The sequence below is a fragment of the Cryobacterium sp. MDB1-18-1 genome, assembly GCF_004402735.1.
In the GTDB taxonomy this organism is placed as follows: Bacteria; Actinomycetota; Actinomycetes; order Actinomycetales; family Microbacteriaceae; genus Cryobacterium; species Cryobacterium glucosi.
In genome coordinates this window covers 205,654-219,935 of sequence record NZ_SOFR01000044.1, presented here as the reverse complement: position 1 = coordinate 219,935, position 14,282 = coordinate 205,654, and the positions used below count along the sequence as shown (strand labels likewise).

Here is a 14,282-nt window from a genome sequence, read left to right as displayed (position 1 = left end):
ACCGCTCACCCGCAATCACAACCCGAACACACAACGAAAGGCAGAGAAATGACGACGACGTCAACTGACACGAAGAGCGGAGGCGGAGCGCGCGTCCACGTGCAGCGCTTCGGCACCTTCCTCAGCGGCATGATCATGCCCAACATCGCGGCGTTTATCGCGTGGGGCCTCATCACCGCGTTCTTCATCCCGACCGGCTGGACCCCGAACGAGACCGTCGCCAAGATGGTCGACCCGATGATCTTGTACCTGCTCCCGCTCCTGATCGCCAACACCGGTGGCCGCATGGTCTACGGCGTCCGCGGTGGCGTCATCGCCTCGATCGCCACGATGGGCGTCATCGTCGGCAGCGCGATCCCGATGTTCATCGGTGCGATGATCGTCGGCCCGCTCTCCGCCTGGCTCCTCAAGAAGCTCGACAGCCTGTGGGCGGGCAAGATCCGCCCCGGTTTCGAGATGCTCGTGGACAACTTCTCCTCGGGTATCCTCGGCGCCATCCTCGCCCTGGGCGCGTTCTTCGGAATCGCTCCGGTCGTGACCGGCTTCAGCACCATGCTGGAGGGCGGAGTCAACTGGCTCGTCTCCAACAACCTGCTGCCGCTCGCGAGCATCCTCGTCGAGCCCGGCAAGGTGCTGTTCCTGAACAACGCCATCAACCACGGCGTGTTCACCCCGATCGGCGTGCAGCAGGTTGCTGAATCCGGCAAGTCGCTGCTCTTCCTGATCGAGGCGAACCCCGGCCCCGGCCTCGGCCTGCTCCTCGCGTTCTCCTTCTTCGGGGTCGGACTGGCCAAGGCCAGTGCACCCGGCGCGATCATCATCCAGTTCCTCGGTGGAATCCACGAGATCTACTTCCCCTACGTCCTGATGAAGCCGATCCTCATCCTCGCCACCATCGGCGGCGGCATGACCGGCGTCGCGATCAACGTCGCGTTCCACACCGGCCTCCGCGCCCCGGCCTCGCCCGGCAGCATCTTCGCCGTGCTTCTCCAGACCGCACCGGACAGCTACGTCGGCGTCGTCCTCTCGGTCATCGGCTCCGCGGCCGTGTCGTTCCTGATCGCCTCCGTTATCCTCCGTGCGAGCCGCAAGCGCGACATCGCCGCCGGACTCGACAACGACCTCACCGAGGCCGTCGCGAAGACCGAAGCCCTCAAGGGCAAGTCCTCGAGCGTCCTCGGCAACCTCGCCGCTGCGGGCACCACGGATGCCGCCACCGCGGCCGCCGCAGGCCACCAGCTGAGGAACATCGTCTTCGCGTGCGACGCAGGCATGGGGTCAAGCGCCATGGGCGCCTCCGTCCTGCGGAACAAGATCAAGAAGGCCGGTATCGAAGGAATCACGGTGACCAACCAGGCCATCGCGAACCTCGACGGCACCGCCGACCTGGTCATCACCCACCAGGACCTCACCGCGAGGGCCCAGCAGAAGTCACCGGCATCCGTGCACGTTTCGGTGTCGAACTTCATGAACAGCCCGAAGTACGACGAGGTCGTCGAATTGCTCCAGAGCAAGGCGGACTCAGAGGCCACACTGTGACCGATCAGATCCTCGAGCCCGGCAACGTGGTGGCCGCGGGAACGGCCACCACGAAGAACGACGCCATCAAGGAGGCCGGCGCACTGCTGGTCGCCGCGGGTGCAGTGACCCAGGCGTACGTCGATTCGATGTTCGACAGGGAGGCGAGTGTGTCGACCTACATGGGCAACTTCCTCGCCATCCCGCACGGCACGAACGAGGCGAAGGAGTCGATCCTTCATTCGGCGCTCTCCCTCGTCCGCTATGACACGCCCATCGACTGGGACGGCAACCCGGTCCGGTTCGCAGTCGGGATCGCGGGGCTCAACAACGAGCACCTCGCGATCCTCTCGAAGATCGCCATCGTCTTCTCGGACGAGGACGAAGTACAGAAACTGATCGATGCAGGAAATGCAGGAGAGATTTACGCTCTCCTCGAGGAGGTCAACGCAGAATGAAAGCAATTCACTTCGGTGCAGGCAATATCGGTCGCGGATTCGTCGGCCTCCTGCTTCACGACGCCGGATACGAGGTGGTCTTCGCCGATGTGAATGCTTCCCTGATCGACGCCCTCAAGGCCGCGACGACCTACTCGGTGCATGAGGCGGGGGAGGAGTCGACCACTCGCGTGGTCGACAACTTCCGCGCCATCAACAGCGCGACCGACGAGGCCGCCCTGATCCAGGAGATCGCGACGGCCGACATCGTCACGACCGCCGTCGGCCCGACCGTGCTGCGCTTCGTGGCCCCGGTCATCGCCGCCGGACTCGCGGCCCGCGACGCGTCGCTGCCCCCGCTCGCCGTGATGGCGTGCGAGAACGCGATCAACGCGACCGACGTGCTCGCGGAACAGGTCTGGCTCCACGTGGCAGAGGGAGATCGCGCGGCCATCAACGCCCGCGTCGCCTTCGCCAATACAGCCGTCGACCGGATCGTTCCCGGGCAGGCGGACGGCAGTGGCATCGACGTCACCGTCGAGGCCTTCTACGAGTGGGTCATCGAGCGCGGCGCCTTCAACGGCGCCGTGCCCGTGATCCCCGGTGCGACCTTCGTCGACAACCTCGCGCCCTACATCGAGCGCAAGCTGTTCACGGTCAACACCGGCCACGCAACGGTCGCCTACCTCGGCTCCGTTGCCGGCGTCACGAAGATCTCGGACGCCCTCCTGGTACCCGAGGTGCTTGACGGCGCCCGGCGCGTCCTGGAGGAGACCAGCGCCCTCCTGGTGGCCAAGCACGGGCTCGACGAAGCCGCCCAGCGCGCCTATCGCGAGAAGATCCTGGTTCGGTTCAAGAACCCGGCCCTTCCCGACACCGTGCAGCGCGTCGGACGCCAGCCGCTCCGCAAGCTCAGCAGGCACGAACGCTTCATCGGCCCCGCCGCGGAGATCGCCGAACGCGGCACCCGCCCGACGGCACTGCTCGAGGCGGTCGGCGCAGCCCTCCGCTTCGACGTGGCGGACGACGAGCAGAGCGTCGAACTCCAGGCCAAGCTCCGCAGCCTCACGGCCGCGGGCTTCGTGACGGATGTCTGCGGGCTCGACGCGACGCATCCGCTCTTCTCGGACGTCGTCACCGTCGTCGAAGGCGTGCAGCGCACGCTCTAGGCCCGTCAGGCTCAAAAAAGCACAATCGGCACTGAAGCGACACAACAGCACGATTCCGCACTGAAACGGGCGGCGGCAGCAGCAATTGCCAAGGGATTATAGGGAAGAATTGCCAAAAGGCAACTTCATACCATAGAGTAAATCCTTGGTGTCTGATGCCGTCGCCTGCGGCGTGTCTAGAGCACCATATCCCCGCACGACCAGCAATCAATACCTAGTGATAGTGAGTTATGGCCAAAAAAGACGGTGTCATCGAAATCGAGGGCGCAGTAGTCGAAGCTCTTCCCAATGCGATGTTTCGCGTTGAGTTGACGAACGGCCACAAAGTTCTTGCCCACATTTCGGGCAAGATGCGTCAGCACTACATCCGCATCCTTCCTGAGGACCGCGTGATCGTGGAGCTGAGCCCTTACGATCTGACTCGCGGCCGGATCGTCTACCGCTACAAGTAAGAAGTTGCTGTAAGTAACGGCCCGCGGCATTCCGCGGGTACGAAGACAGCGAATACAAGGACACACCATGAAGGTCAAGCCCAGCGTCAAAAAGATCTGTGACAAGTGCAAGGTCATCCGCCGCAACGGCAACGTGATGGTCATCTGCGAGAACCCGCGTCACAAGCAGCGTCAGGGTTAGCCGGTGGGAGTCTGTCACCCGACAGGCTCACCCTGGTGAACGATTCAACTGAATACAGAAAATAGCAGTGCCAGGAACCCCGCGAGGGGGGACACCATCGGTTGGAGGCCGATGAACGGGCACTGCTACAGACCTCCACTCATATACAGGAGAAGCCATAATGGCACGTCTAGCCGGCGTTGATATTCCCCGCGATAAGCGCGTGGAAGTTGCACTGACTTACATCTTTGGTGTTGGCCGCACGAGGGCACTCAAGACCCTCGCCGACACTGAAATCGATGGAAACATCCGAGTCAAGGACCTGACCGACGAGCAGCTCGTCGCCCTCCGTGACTACATCGAAGGAACCTTCAAGGTTGAGGGTGACCTCCGCCGTGAGGTTGCCGCCGACATCCGCCGCAAGGTCGAGATCGGCAGCTACGAGGGAATCCGCCACCGCAAGGGCCTGCCCGTCCGCGGCCAGCGCACCAAGACCAACGCTCGCACCCGCAAGGGCCCGAAGCGCACCGTAGCCGGCAAGAAGAAGGCGCGCTAGGCCTCGGCCTGGCCCGTCTCGCCTTTAGGATTCAGGAGAAATTCATGGCAGCACCCAAGTCGGCCGTTCGGAAGCCGCGCAAGAAAGAAAAGAAGAACGTCGCCGTGGGCCAGGCCCACATCAAGAGCACGTTCAACAACACCATCGTCTCGATCACCGACACCACCGGTGCGGTCATCAGCTGGGCGTCCTCAGGTGGAGTTGGCTTCAAGGGTTCGCGTAAGTCGACCCCGTTCGCCGCACAGCTGGCAGCCGAGTCGGCCGCCCGCCAGGCGCAGGAGCACGGTATGAAGAAGGTTGACGTGTTCGTCAAGGGACCCGGCTCAGGCCGCGAAACCGCGATCCGCTCCCTTCAGGCCGCCGGCCTCGAGGTTGGCTCGATCAACGACGTGACGCCCCAGGCTCACAACGGTTGCCGTCCGCCGAAGCGTCGCCGCGTCTAAAGCACCCGCACTGGCCGGGTTCGTCCTCGTGACGACCCCGGTCGCCGCGGATCGCCGGGCCTGGACTGCTCCTCACGGAGCGGTCCAGGCCCCGCGCGATTCTTTTTTCTTTCACACTCAACACCTCGCCTCGCAAGTGTCATATAGCGGACACTTTGCCGAAAGGAATCAATAGTGCTTATCGCACAGCGCCCCACGCTCACCGAGGAGAACATCTCGGAGTTCCGGTCCCGGTTCATCATTGAGCCGCTCGAGCCTGGCTTCGGTTACACCCTCGGCAACTCCATGCGCCGCACCCTGCTCTCCTCGATCCCCGGAGCCGCTGTCACCAGCATCCGTATCGACGGCGTGCTGCACGAGTTCAGCACGGTTCCCGGTGTCAAGGAAGACGTCACCGAGATCATCCTGAACATCAAGGGACTCGTCATCTCGAGCGAGCACGACGAGCCGATCACCGCGTACCTGCGCAAGCAGGGTGCCGGCCAGGTCACCGCCGCCGACATTTCGGCTCCGGCCGGCGTAGAGGTGCACAACCCCGAACTGGTCATCGCCACCCTGAACGACAAGGCGAAGTTCGAACTCGAACTGACCATCGAGCGTGGCCGCGGCTACGTGTCGGCCACCCAGAACCGCAACGAGTACTCCGAGGCCGGCCAGATTCCGGTCGACTCGATCTACTCGCCCGTGCTCAAGGTGACCTACCGCGTCGAGGCGACCCGTGCCGGTGAACGTACCGACTTCGACCGCCTCGTCGTCGACGTGGAGACCAAGTCGGCGATCTCGCCTCGCGACGCCATCGCATCCGCCGGTCGCACCCTGACCGAGCTGTTCGGTCTGGCCCGCGAACTGAACACCGCGGCAGAGGGCATCGAAATCGGCCCCGCGCCGGTCGACGCCGTGTTGTCGACCGAACTGTCGATCCCGATCGAAGACCTCGATCTGTCGGTTCGTTCGTACAACTGCCTCAAGCGTGAAGGCATCAACAACGTCAGCGAACTGGTCGCCCTCTCGGAGACCCAGCTGATGAACATCCGCAACTTCGGACAGAAGTCGGTGGATGAGGTCAAGGACAAGCTCGTCGAGCTTGGCCTGTCACTGAAGGACTCGGTGCCCGGATTCGACGGCGCCCACTTCTACAGCGGCTACGACGAAGAAACCATCTAAAAGCAGTCTCCCGACTGACTTTTGACTTTTGATACTGGAGATTACTAATGCCCACGCCCACTAAGGGAGCCCGCCTCGGTGGCGGCCCGGCACACGAGCGCCTCATGCTCGCCAACCTTGCCGCCTCGCTGTTCACCCACAAGTCGATCAAGACGACCGAAACGCGGGCCAAGCGCCTTCGTCCGGTCGCCGAGCGACTGATCACGTTCGCGAAGAAGGGCGACCTGCACGCCCGTCGTCGCGTTCTGGCCACCATCGGCGACAAGACCGTCGTGCACGAGCTCTTCACCGAGATCGCACCCCAGGTCGCCTTGCGCGAGGGCGGCTACACCCGCATCACGAAGCTCGGCTTCCGTAAGGGCGACAACGCTTCGATGGTCCAGATGGAACTCGTCCTCGAGCCCGTCACCCCGAAGGTAAAGTCCGCGAAGACGTCCGCCGCTGCAGCTGCTGCCGTCGCGCCGGTCGTCGTCGAGGCCCCCGCCGAGACCGAGGCCGTCGTCGACGCCCCGGCCGAGGACGAGGTCGTTGCCGAGGCTCCCGTCGAGGAAGCCAAGTAACCCACGCTTCACTCGCTTCACCTGGAAGGGCCCGACTTCGGTCGGGCCCTTCTTTTTTGATCTCCTAGGACACTGGGCGGAGGACGACGGGGTCCTGGCCGAGCCGGTAGGGGTCCCGGCCGTGCAACGGATGCTGGGGGGCGAGCCAGTCCAGCGCGGACGCGATGCAGTCGGCGTAGATCCGCCCTCCCGTGGGACCCGGGTGGATGTTGTCCCCGGCCAGGACGTCGGTGTGCGGCGCGATCGCGTCGTGCCAGCCGGCGATGCCCACGAGTCGGTGGTGGGCGGCGAAGCCGACGAGCGCCTCGTTCACGCCGGCCGTCCAGTCCCGGTCGGCGAAGGCGGTCACGAGCACGAGCTTCCGGTCGGGGCCGATCGCGGCCTCGATCGCGAGCAGCTCATCCGTGGTGATCGGCCCGTTCGTGCCGAGCCCGACGACGACGACCGGACGCAGCGTCCCGGCGGCGGCCTGGGCGGCAAGGATGTCCGGAGCCGCGCGCATGCCCCGGGACACGGCGGCGTCGATCAGGATGCCCGGGAACCGGTCTTCGAGCTCGGGGGCCGAGGCGAGCATCACGGAATCGCCGACGGCCGAGATCAGGTCGCCCGGTGCGACCGGCGCGGGCGCCGCGGTCGGGTCGCTCTTCCGCTCGGCGTCCTCGCGCTTCCGGTCGGCCTGGGCGGCTTCGAGCATGTGCCGGCCGCTGGTGATCCGTGCCTGCGCACTCGTCTCGGCGGGTGCGACGACGACAGCGGCCGTCGTGCCGCCGACGAGGATCAGGCCGACCATCGCTGCGACGCCGACAACCGCGAGCCGGGACCACGACTCGGTCGCGAAACCCGACAGGGAGCGGATGCCGCCGCGCAGGCCCCTGCGCCGCACCGGCTGCTCGAGCCACCGATACGAGGCTGCGGCCACAAGCACGGCGACGGCGGCGACGAGCAGGTGCACCTCGACGCCGGCGGCCGGCCAGGCGACGCCGGCGAGCACGAAGAGAGGCCAGTGCCAGAGGTAGATGCCGTAGGACCGTTCGCCGATCCACCGGAGCACCGGGGTGTCGAGCCAGCGGCCGAAGCGGGCGCCGCGCACGGCGGCCCAGATCACGACGCAGGACAGCAGGCTGATAGCGGCGAGTCCGCCCCGGTACGCCAACGGGCCCGCGGCGGGCAACCACGCCGCAGCCGCACCGATGCCGAGCAATGCGGCGAGGCCGAGCCAGGGGCGCAGCCGGGCGGGGGAGGCGAGCCGGGTGAAGCCCGCTGGGCCGGTGCGGGCGGCACCGGCGTTGGCGTTGCGGGTCGGTGCGCCCAGGCCGTTCGGGCGTCGCAGCAGCAGCGCGAGGGCCGCGCCGGCGAAGAGGCCGAAGCTGTGCGTGTCCGAGCCGTAGTAGACCCGGGTCGGATCGGCGCCCGGCTGGAACAGGAACCCCATCCAGAGAACGGAGAGGACGCCGAGGGTGCACACGACCGCCAGGCGAATCCGGGCGCTCCGGATGAGCAGCACCGCGAGCAGCGCAAACGGCCAGACCAGATAGAACTGCTCCTCGACGGCCAGGGACCAGAGGTTCCGGAACAGCTCAGGACTCGTCGCCGAGAAGTAGCTCGCGGAGCCTGCGATCGACACCCAGTTGTAGCCGAACGTGACCGCGCCGAGAACTTGCCAGCCGAGGCCGACGAGCACGTCGCCCCCGAGCATCCACGCCACGGTGCAGCAGAGCAGCACGAGGGGAACGAGCGGCGGCACGAGCCGGCGCACCCGGCGGCTCCAGAACCGGCGCAACGAGATCCGGCGGGACCTGGCATATTCGTCCACGAGGAGACCGGTGATCAGGAACCCGCTGATCACGAAGAACACGTCGACGCCGACGAAGCCGCCGGGCAGCACCTGTGGGAAGAAATGGAAGACGAGCACAACGCTCACGGCGATGCCGCGCAGGCCGTCGAGGCCGGAGAAACGGCGCGAATCCCGAGTCTCAGAGTCCGGGCGCAGGGATGCGGGAGTGCGGTAACTGAGTTTCATAGCGGTGAGCGGAGCCGATCCGGGTTCTACGATACCCGGCCCGGCACTTACACTTACCTCCGTGAATCTTCCTGCCGCCCCTGTTGTCTCCCCGCTCCCGGAGAACACCCGGATCAGGCTGGACATCGCCTACGACGGCACCGATTTTTCGGGATGGGCGATTCAACCAGAGCTCCGCACCGTGCAGGGCCAGATCGAGGCAGGACTCGCCACGATCCTGCAGAGCTACCCGCCGTATCCGTCCCTCATCGTCGCCGGGCGAACGGATGCGGGGGTGCACGCCCTCGGTCAGGTCGCGCACTTCGACCTCACCCCCGACCAGGTCGGGGGCCTGCTCCGACGGGGAAGGGGCCGGACCCCTGCGACGCTCGCGGTGATGGTGCAGCGGAGGCTCGGGGGGATCCTGGTGACCCAGCCGGAGATCGTGATCAAGGCATCCGCCGTCGCACCCCCCGGATTCGACGCTCGGTTCTCGGCGAACTGGCGCCGCTACGAGTACCGGATCGCCGACTCGGTGCTCGGGCACAACCCTCAGGACCGGCTGCGCACGACCTGGCACGGCTTCGCGCTCGACCTGGAACCGATGCAGGTGGCCGCGGCGTCCCTGCTCGGGCTGCATGACTTCGCGACCTATTGCAAACCCCGGCCGGGCGCCACGACGATTCGCACCCTGCAGGAGTTCAGCTGGCGGCGGGACCCGGACGGCGTGCTCGTCGCGACGGTGCAGGCGGACGCCTTCTGCCACAGCATGGTGCGGGCACTCGTCGGGGCCTGCGTCGCGGTCGGAGAGGGACGGCTCGCAGGGGAGCGGCTCGCGACGCTGCGGATCAACCGGGCCCGCACGAGCGAGTTCAAGGTCATGCCGCCGCAGGGCCTCACCCTGCTCGCGGTCGACTATCCCGCCGACGACCGGCTCGCGGCCCGCGCCCTCGAGACCCGTGCCCGGCGCGCCCTCGACGAGGACGAAGAGTAGCGCAGCGCGCCGCCGAATCGCGCAGGCGAATTGCGCCAACGCTCCCGGCGGACTAGCATTGACCCTTGGTGTCTGTGCGTTGCAGCCAGGCACACGAACGTGAGCCCTCCATCGATCGTGTTCCCCGTCGGGGAACACACCCGGAGCGGGATTCACGAACACCTCCGTTCGAACAAGAAAGCAGCACAACAGTGACGCGCACTTATACTCCCAAAGCAAGCGAAGTCCAGCACGACTGGGTCGTCATCGACGCCACAGACATCGTGCTCGGTCGTCTTGCCAGCCACGCCGCCGTTCTCCTCCGGGGGAAGCACAAGGCAACGTTCTCTCCCCACATGGACATGGGAGACTTCGTCATCATCGTCAACGCCGAGAAGATCGCCCTCACCGGCAAGAAGCTTGAACTGAAGATCGCATACCGCCACTCCGGTTACCCGGGCGGCATTTCCGCCCAGAACTACTCGGAGATGCTCGAGAAGCACCCGACGCGTGCGGTTGAGAAGGCGATTCGCGGCATGCTGCCGAAGAACTCGCTCGGTCGCGCCCAGCTCGCGAAGCTCAAGGTCTACGCAGGCCCGGAGCACCCGCACGCTGCGCAGCAGCCCAAGCCGTACACCCTCTCCCAGGTCGCTCAGTAGCGCCGGCCACCAGACTTCTCGACTCTAAGAAAAAAGGATTCACACCATCGTGGCGAAGATCGCAGATCAGATTGACCAGGCTCCGGAGAGCTATTCCACCGAGACCCCGGCCGAAATCGTAACCAAGGCGCCCCGCGCCGTCCTCAACGTTCCCGGCGCAGCCGTGGGCCGTCGCAAGCAGGCCATCGCCCGCGTGCGCATCGTTCCCGGCTCGGGCACCATCACGGTGAACGGTCGCGAATTCGGGGACTACTTCCCGAACAAGCTTCACCAGCAGCTCATCAACGACCCGTTCAAGGTCCTCGACCTGATCGGCAGCTACGACGTCATCGCACGCATCACCGGCGGTGGCCCCTCCGGCCAGGCCGGCGCCCTGCGTCTCGGCATCGCGCGTTCGCTCAACCAGATCGACGAAGAGAACAACCGCGCCATCCTCAAGAAGGCCGGCTTCCTCAACCGTGACGCTCGCGTCAAGGAGCGCAAGAAGGCCGGACTCAAGAAGGCCCGTAAGGCGCCTCAGTTCTCGAAGCGTTAGATCGATAGTCGGCGCCGACATGCCTCGACTTTTCGGCACCGACGGTGTTCGGGGCCTGGCCAACCGTGATCTCACGGCTGGCCTGGCCCTGGGCCTCGCCCAGGCGAGTGCCGCAGTTCTCACCCAGGGTCGCCGCGCTGAATCGCGTCGAGCCGAGGGTCGCCGTCCGGTGGCCGTCCTCGCGCGTGACCCGCGCATTTCCGGCGAATTCCTCGCCTCGGCAGTAGCCGCGGGCCTCGCCAGTTCCGGTGTCGACGTCCTTGACGCCGGCGTCATCCCCACGCCGGCCGCGGCATTCCTGATCGCGGACATCGGTGCGGACTTCGGCGTGATGATTTCCGCCTCGCACAACCCCGCCCCCGACAACGGCATCAAGATCTTTGCCTTCGGTGGCACCAAACTTCCCGACGACGTCGAGGATCGTATCGAGGCCCACCTCGACCACGACAAGCTCACGCCGATCGCCGGCGATGTCGGCCGGATCTCACGCTTCGCGGACGCAGAAGACCGCTATGTCGTGCACCTCCTCGGCACCCTCCCGCACCGCCTCGACGGTATCCACGTCGTCCTGGACTGCGCCAATGGCGCGGCCGCGGGCGTGTCCCCACAGGTCTTCACGGATGCCGGCGCGCAGCTGACCGTCATCGGCGCCAACCCGAACGGGCTCAATATCAACGACGGGGTCGGCTCGACCCACCTCGACAACCTCGCGAAGGCCGTCCTCGAGCACGGTGCCGACGTGGGCATCGCCCACGACGGCGACGCCGACCGCTGCCTCGCCGTCGACCGGCACGGCAACATCGTGGACGGCGACCAGATCATGGCGATCCTCGCCGTCTCGATGGCCGAGCGCGGCGTCCTCAAGGACCGCACGCTCGTTGCCACTGTGATGAGCAACCTCGGCCTCCGGAGGGCCATGGCGGCCAACGACATCCGCATGATCGAGACCAAGGTCGGCGACCGCTACGTGCTCGAAGAGCTCAACGCGAACGGCCTGTCCCTCGGCGGGGAACAGTCCGGACATGTCATCATGACGGACTTCGCGACCACCGGTGACGGTATCCTCACCGGACTCCACCTCGTCGCCGAGATGGCCCGCACCGGCAAGCCGCTCCACGAGCTCGCCGCCGTGATGACCGTGTTCCCGCAGATCCTCGTGAACGTGCGCGGCGTCGATCACCACGCGCTGAAATCCGACGAGGTCATCGCCGCCGCCGTGCGCGAGGCCGAAGCCGAACTCGGAGACACCGGCCGGGTGCTGCTGCGTCCGTCCGGCACCGAGCCGATGGTGCGCGTCATGGTCGAGGCGGCCGACCAGGCCACCGCCGACCGGCTTGCGCACTCCCTCGCCGACGTCGTGCGCCTGCGCCTCGCCCTCGACTCCCTCTAGGACCCGGGCCCGGTCGGAGCGAACGAGCGGTAGAGAATGCCGCGTTCGACGAGCGTCCAGGCCGTGCTCACCGTGAGGTAGAGCGTCGCGGCCAGCGGGACCACGCTCGCGAACACAAGCGTCAGGAACGGGAGCCAGCTGAGGGTTGCGGCGAGCCGTGCTGCAGCGGGCCGGGCTGTCGGCACGACCGGAGAGACGTATCGCGCAGCCAGTCGTCGAGAGAGCCCCGCGGTCAGGGCGATGACGGCGAGGAGCGCTCCGAACAGCATGAGTCCGGGCCAGAAGACCGGGGTGGTGCCCAGAAGCGCAAGGAACGACGTGCCGAGCGGGACGCCGCCGAGCTCCTGAGCGAGGAGCGGATTCGGTTGTCCGTTGATGCTGGCGAGGACGAAGAGCGCGTACACGGTCGACACGATCGGCGCCTGCAGGAGCGTCGGCAGGCATCCGGCCAGGGGCGACGCCTTCTCGGCCGCGTAGAGCTCGGCTGTCCTGCGGTTCAGTAGCTCGGGGTCGGCCCGGTACCGGCGTTGCAGCTCCCGGAGTTTCGGGGCGAGGCGCCTGCGGACGAACTCGGCGCGCACCTGGGCGCGGCCGACCGGTACGAGAACTGCCCGCAACAGGAGCGTGACCAGGACGATGACGAGTGCGGTGCTGCTCGCACCGGAGATGGGTGCGAGCGCGGAGGAGAAGGTGGTGACGGCCGCCGAGGCGGCTTGGAGCAGGGCTGCGACGGGCGCAACGGAATAGAGGTCCACGGAGGATATCCCAACGGTCGGAGGAAGAGGGGCGCGTCTGCGTTCGCGCTGCCTCGCCCTGCGTTGGAGTTGCCGGCTGAGGTCTAGGCGACCGCGAGCGGCCGGGCCGGTGCGCGCGGGCGTGGACGCCCGGCGGTGTTGGGATGACTCGGTGCGGCGAGTTCGCTGAGCACCTCGCGGTGTCGGTGGGAGCGGCGGCCGACTGTGATCTCGAGGGCGTCGGCGGCCGTGAGTCGGCACTGGACCCCGATCACGAGCGCCAGGCCGAGTACGGCGACGCCGGCGAAGAACATCATCCCCGGTTCGGTCGGCACGAGGATGAGCGCGAGCAGCGGACCGGCCAGGAACAGCACCAGCGCGGTGTAGGCGGCTCTCACGATCGCGCCTCCAGGCGGGTCGGCCAGAACGATTGGTGAGTCGACTCTACGCCGCGGAGTGAAGCAATTCGACGGAGATTTTCGGTTCTGAACCGGTCTACCCGGTCTCCCACGTATCGGAAAGCCAAAAACCCCGTCGAATCGGTCAGGGCTGCGGGCGGATGCCGCACCGCTCAGAGCTTGCGGAGCAGCACCTTCGACACGGCGTGGTTCTCGTCCTTGCGGAGCACAAGGGTCGCCCGGGAGCGCGTCGGCAGGATGTTCTGCACCAGGTTGGGCTCGTTGATCTCGTCCCAGATACGGCGGGCCTCCCGGCGGGCCTCGTCCTCGGTCATCGTCGCGTACCGGTGGAAGTACGACTTCGGGTTGCTGAACGCGCCGCGCTGCAGGCGCAGGAACCGGTCGACGTACCAGCGGGCGATGTCCTGGGTGCGGGCATCCACGTAGACGGTGAAATCGAAGAGGTCGCTGACCGTGAGCCCGTGCCCCGTTGTCGGCGGCGCGAGCACGTTGAGGCCTTCGACGATGAGGACGTCCGGCTGGCGCACCACGATCTGCGCGTCGGGAACGATGTCGTAGTTCAGGTGCGAATAGAACGGAGCCCGCACCTCGGCGGCGCCGCCCTTGACGGCGGACACGAATCGGAGCAGGGATCGCCGGTCGTACGACTCTGGAAATCCCTTGCGAGCCATCAGTCCCCGCCGGGCCAGTTCGGCGTTCGGGAAGAGGAACCCGTCGGTCGTCACGAGTTCGACCCGGGGAGTGTCCTCCCAGCGGGCCAGCAGTTCGCGCAGGAGCCGGGCGATCGTCGACTTGCCGACGGCGACGGACCCGGCGACGCCGATCACGAACGGGGTGCGCCGGGCACGTTCGCCGAGGAAGTCGCTCGTCGCCCGGTGCAACTGGCTTGCTCCAGCGGCATAGAGGTTGAGCAGGCGGCTGACGGGCAGGTAGACATCGGTCACCTCGCCGAGGTCGAGCGGCTCGCCGAGGCCGCGCAACTGCACGATCTCGGTCTCACGGAGGGGGAGCTGGGTGGTGGGTGCAAGGGCCGCCCAGTCCGCTCGATCCAGCTCGACGAACGGTGTGGTGTGGCCGTTGTTCCAGAGGCTCGCGGCTGGATCGGACATTCCAC

The 14,282-nt window shown here is 66.5% G+C and carries 17 protein-coding genes; 13 read left to right on the top strand and 4 right to left on the bottom strand.

The genetic code is table 11. The features are described from left to right. Positions 1–48 precede the first annotated feature (48 nt). From E3O50_RS10630 to rplQ, 9 genes are all read left to right on the top strand, one after another. A complete protein-coding gene (locus tag E3O50_RS10630; protein ID WP_134558000.1) occupies positions 49–1,539 on the top strand; it encodes a PTS mannitol transporter subunit IICB in 1,491 nt (496 codons plus the stop codon). Next, on the top strand, positions 1,536–1,976 hold the full coding sequence (locus E3O50_RS10625) for a PTS sugar transporter subunit IIA (protein WP_134449908.1): 441 nt from the start codon (positions 1,536–1,538) through the stop codon (positions 1,974–1,976). Before E3O50_RS10630 ends, E3O50_RS10625 begins: the two co-directional genes overlap by 4 nt. After that, complete coding sequence (locus E3O50_RS10620; RefSeq protein ID WP_134449909.1) at positions 1,973–3,124, top strand: mannitol-1-phosphate 5-dehydrogenase; 1,152 nt, start codon at positions 1,973–1,975, stop codon at positions 3,122–3,124. Before E3O50_RS10625 ends, E3O50_RS10620 begins: the two co-directional genes overlap by 4 nt. Positions 3,125–3,354: 230 nt before the next feature. Beyond that, positions 3,355–3,576 (top strand): translation initiation factor IF-1, encoded by a 222-nt coding sequence (infA, locus tag E3O50_RS10615; RefSeq protein ID WP_022883252.1) that lies wholly within the window; start codon positions 3,355–3,357, stop codon positions 3,574–3,576. Positions 3,577–3,643: 67 nt separating this feature from the next. Then, positions 3,644–3,757, top strand: a complete 114-nt coding sequence (rpmJ, locus tag E3O50_RS10610; protein ID WP_035834639.1) for a 50S ribosomal protein L36 — start codon at positions 3,644–3,646, stop codon at positions 3,755–3,757. A 160-nt stretch (positions 3,758–3,917) separates the two neighbouring features. Then, on the top strand, positions 3,918–4,292 hold the full coding sequence (rpsM, locus tag E3O50_RS10605) for a 30S ribosomal protein S13 (RefSeq protein WP_134449910.1): 375 nt from the start codon (positions 3,918–3,920) through the stop codon (positions 4,290–4,292). A gap of 44 nt (positions 4,293–4,336) precedes the next feature. Continuing rightward, the gene (gene rpsK / locus E3O50_RS10600; RefSeq protein ID WP_022883249.1) at positions 4,337–4,735 is read left to right on the top strand and encodes a 30S ribosomal protein S11; all 399 of its coding nucleotides are present in this window, start codon (positions 4,337–4,339) and stop codon (positions 4,733–4,735) included. 174 nt (positions 4,736–4,909) lie between these two features. After that, positions 4,910–5,899, top strand: a complete 990-nt coding sequence (locus E3O50_RS10595; protein ID WP_134449911.1) for a DNA-directed RNA polymerase subunit alpha — start codon at positions 4,910–4,912, stop codon at positions 5,897–5,899. A 47-nt stretch (positions 5,900–5,946) separates the two neighbouring features. Continuing rightward, positions 5,947–6,459 carry a 50S ribosomal protein L17 gene (gene rplQ / locus E3O50_RS10590; protein ID WP_134557999.1) on the top strand — a complete coding sequence of 171 codons (513 nt, stop codon included), beginning with the start codon at positions 5,947–5,949 and terminating at the stop codon, positions 6,457–6,459. A gap of 64 nt (positions 6,460–6,523) precedes the next feature. On the opposite strand, the gene E3O50_RS10585 is transcribed toward rplQ, so the two are convergent. After that, positions 6,524–8,479 (bottom strand): acyltransferase family protein, encoded by a 1,956-nt coding sequence (locus tag E3O50_RS10585; RefSeq protein WP_134557998.1) that lies wholly within the window; start codon positions 8,477–8,479, stop codon positions 6,524–6,526. A gap of 61 nt (positions 8,480–8,540) precedes the next feature. Here E3O50_RS10585 and truA point away from each other — a divergent pair, with 61 nt between their 5' ends. From truA to glmM, 4 genes are all read left to right on the top strand, one after another. Then, positions 8,541–9,452 (top strand): tRNA pseudouridine(38-40) synthase TruA, encoded by a 912-nt coding sequence (gene truA, locus E3O50_RS10580; RefSeq protein WP_134557997.1) that lies wholly within the window; start codon positions 8,541–8,543, stop codon positions 9,450–9,452. 191 nt (positions 9,453–9,643) lie between these two features. Continuing rightward, positions 9,644–10,090, top strand: a complete 447-nt coding sequence (rplM, locus tag E3O50_RS10575; protein WP_134449915.1) for a 50S ribosomal protein L13 — start codon at positions 9,644–9,646, stop codon at positions 10,088–10,090. 49 nt (positions 10,091–10,139) lie between these two features. Further along, complete coding sequence (gene rpsI, locus E3O50_RS10570) at positions 10,140–10,625, top strand: 30S ribosomal protein S9 (protein ID WP_134449916.1); 486 nt, start codon at positions 10,140–10,142, stop codon at positions 10,623–10,625. A 19-nt stretch (positions 10,626–10,644) separates the two neighbouring features. Continuing rightward, positions 10,645–12,015, top strand: coding sequence for a phosphoglucosamine mutase (gene glmM, locus E3O50_RS10565; protein WP_134449917.1), 1,371 nt, complete (start codon positions 10,645–10,647; stop codon positions 12,013–12,015). On the opposite strand, the gene yidC is transcribed toward glmM, so the two are convergent. From yidC to coaA, 3 genes are all read right to left on the bottom strand, one after another. Next, positions 12,012–12,770, bottom strand: coding sequence for a membrane protein insertase YidC (yidC, locus tag E3O50_RS10560; protein WP_134449918.1), 759 nt, complete (start codon positions 12,768–12,770; stop codon positions 12,012–12,014). The two genes, glmM and yidC, sit on opposite strands and share 4 nt — an antisense overlap. Positions 12,771–12,853: 83 nt before the next feature. Then, positions 12,854–13,147: a DUF6412 domain-containing protein gene (locus tag E3O50_RS10555; RefSeq protein ID WP_134557996.1), complete on the bottom strand. Its 294-nt coding sequence runs from the start codon at positions 13,145–13,147 to the stop codon at positions 12,854–12,856. Positions 13,148–13,320: 173 nt separating this feature from the next. Further along, a complete protein-coding gene (gene coaA / locus E3O50_RS10550) occupies positions 13,321–14,277 on the bottom strand; it encodes a type I pantothenate kinase (protein WP_134449920.1) in 957 nt (318 codons plus the stop codon). Positions 14,278–14,282: the final 5 nt, after the last annotated feature.

What these genes read in the sequence shown, in the direction of transcription:
- rpsM (WP_134449910.1), top strand. Translation starts at nt 3,918, where the DNA reads ATGGCACGTCTAGCCGGCGTTGATATTCCCCGCGATAAGCGCGTGGAA.
- rpmJ (WP_035834639.1), top strand. Translation starts at nt 3,644, where the DNA reads ATGAAGGTCAAGCCCAGCGTCAAAAAGATCTGTGACAAGTGCAAGGTC.
- E3O50_RS10630 (WP_134558000.1), top strand. Translation starts at nt 49, where the DNA reads ATGACGACGACGTCAACTGACACGAAGAGCGGAGGCGGAGCGCGCGTC.
- glmM (WP_134449917.1), top strand. Translation starts at nt 10,645, where the DNA reads ATGCCTCGACTTTTCGGCACCGACGGTGTTCGGGGCCTGGCCAACCGT.
- rplQ (WP_134557999.1), top strand. Translation starts at nt 5,947, where the DNA reads ATGCCCACGCCCACTAAGGGAGCCCGCCTCGGTGGCGGCCCGGCACAC.
- rpsK (WP_022883249.1), top strand. Translation starts at nt 4,337, where the DNA reads ATGGCAGCACCCAAGTCGGCCGTTCGGAAGCCGCGCAAGAAAGAAAAG.
- coaA (WP_134449920.1), bottom strand. Translation starts at nt 14,277, where the DNA reads ATGTCCGATCCAGCCGCGAGCCTCTGGAACAACGGCCACACCACACCG.
- E3O50_RS10620 (WP_134449909.1), top strand. Translation starts at nt 1,973, where the DNA reads ATGAAAGCAATTCACTTCGGTGCAGGCAATATCGGTCGCGGATTCGTC.
- E3O50_RS10585 (WP_134557998.1), bottom strand. Translation starts at nt 8,479, where the DNA reads ATGAAACTCAGTTACCGCACTCCCGCATCCCTGCGCCCGGACTCTGAG.
- infA (WP_022883252.1), top strand. Translation starts at nt 3,355, where the DNA reads ATGGCCAAAAAAGACGGTGTCATCGAAATCGAGGGCGCAGTAGTCGAA.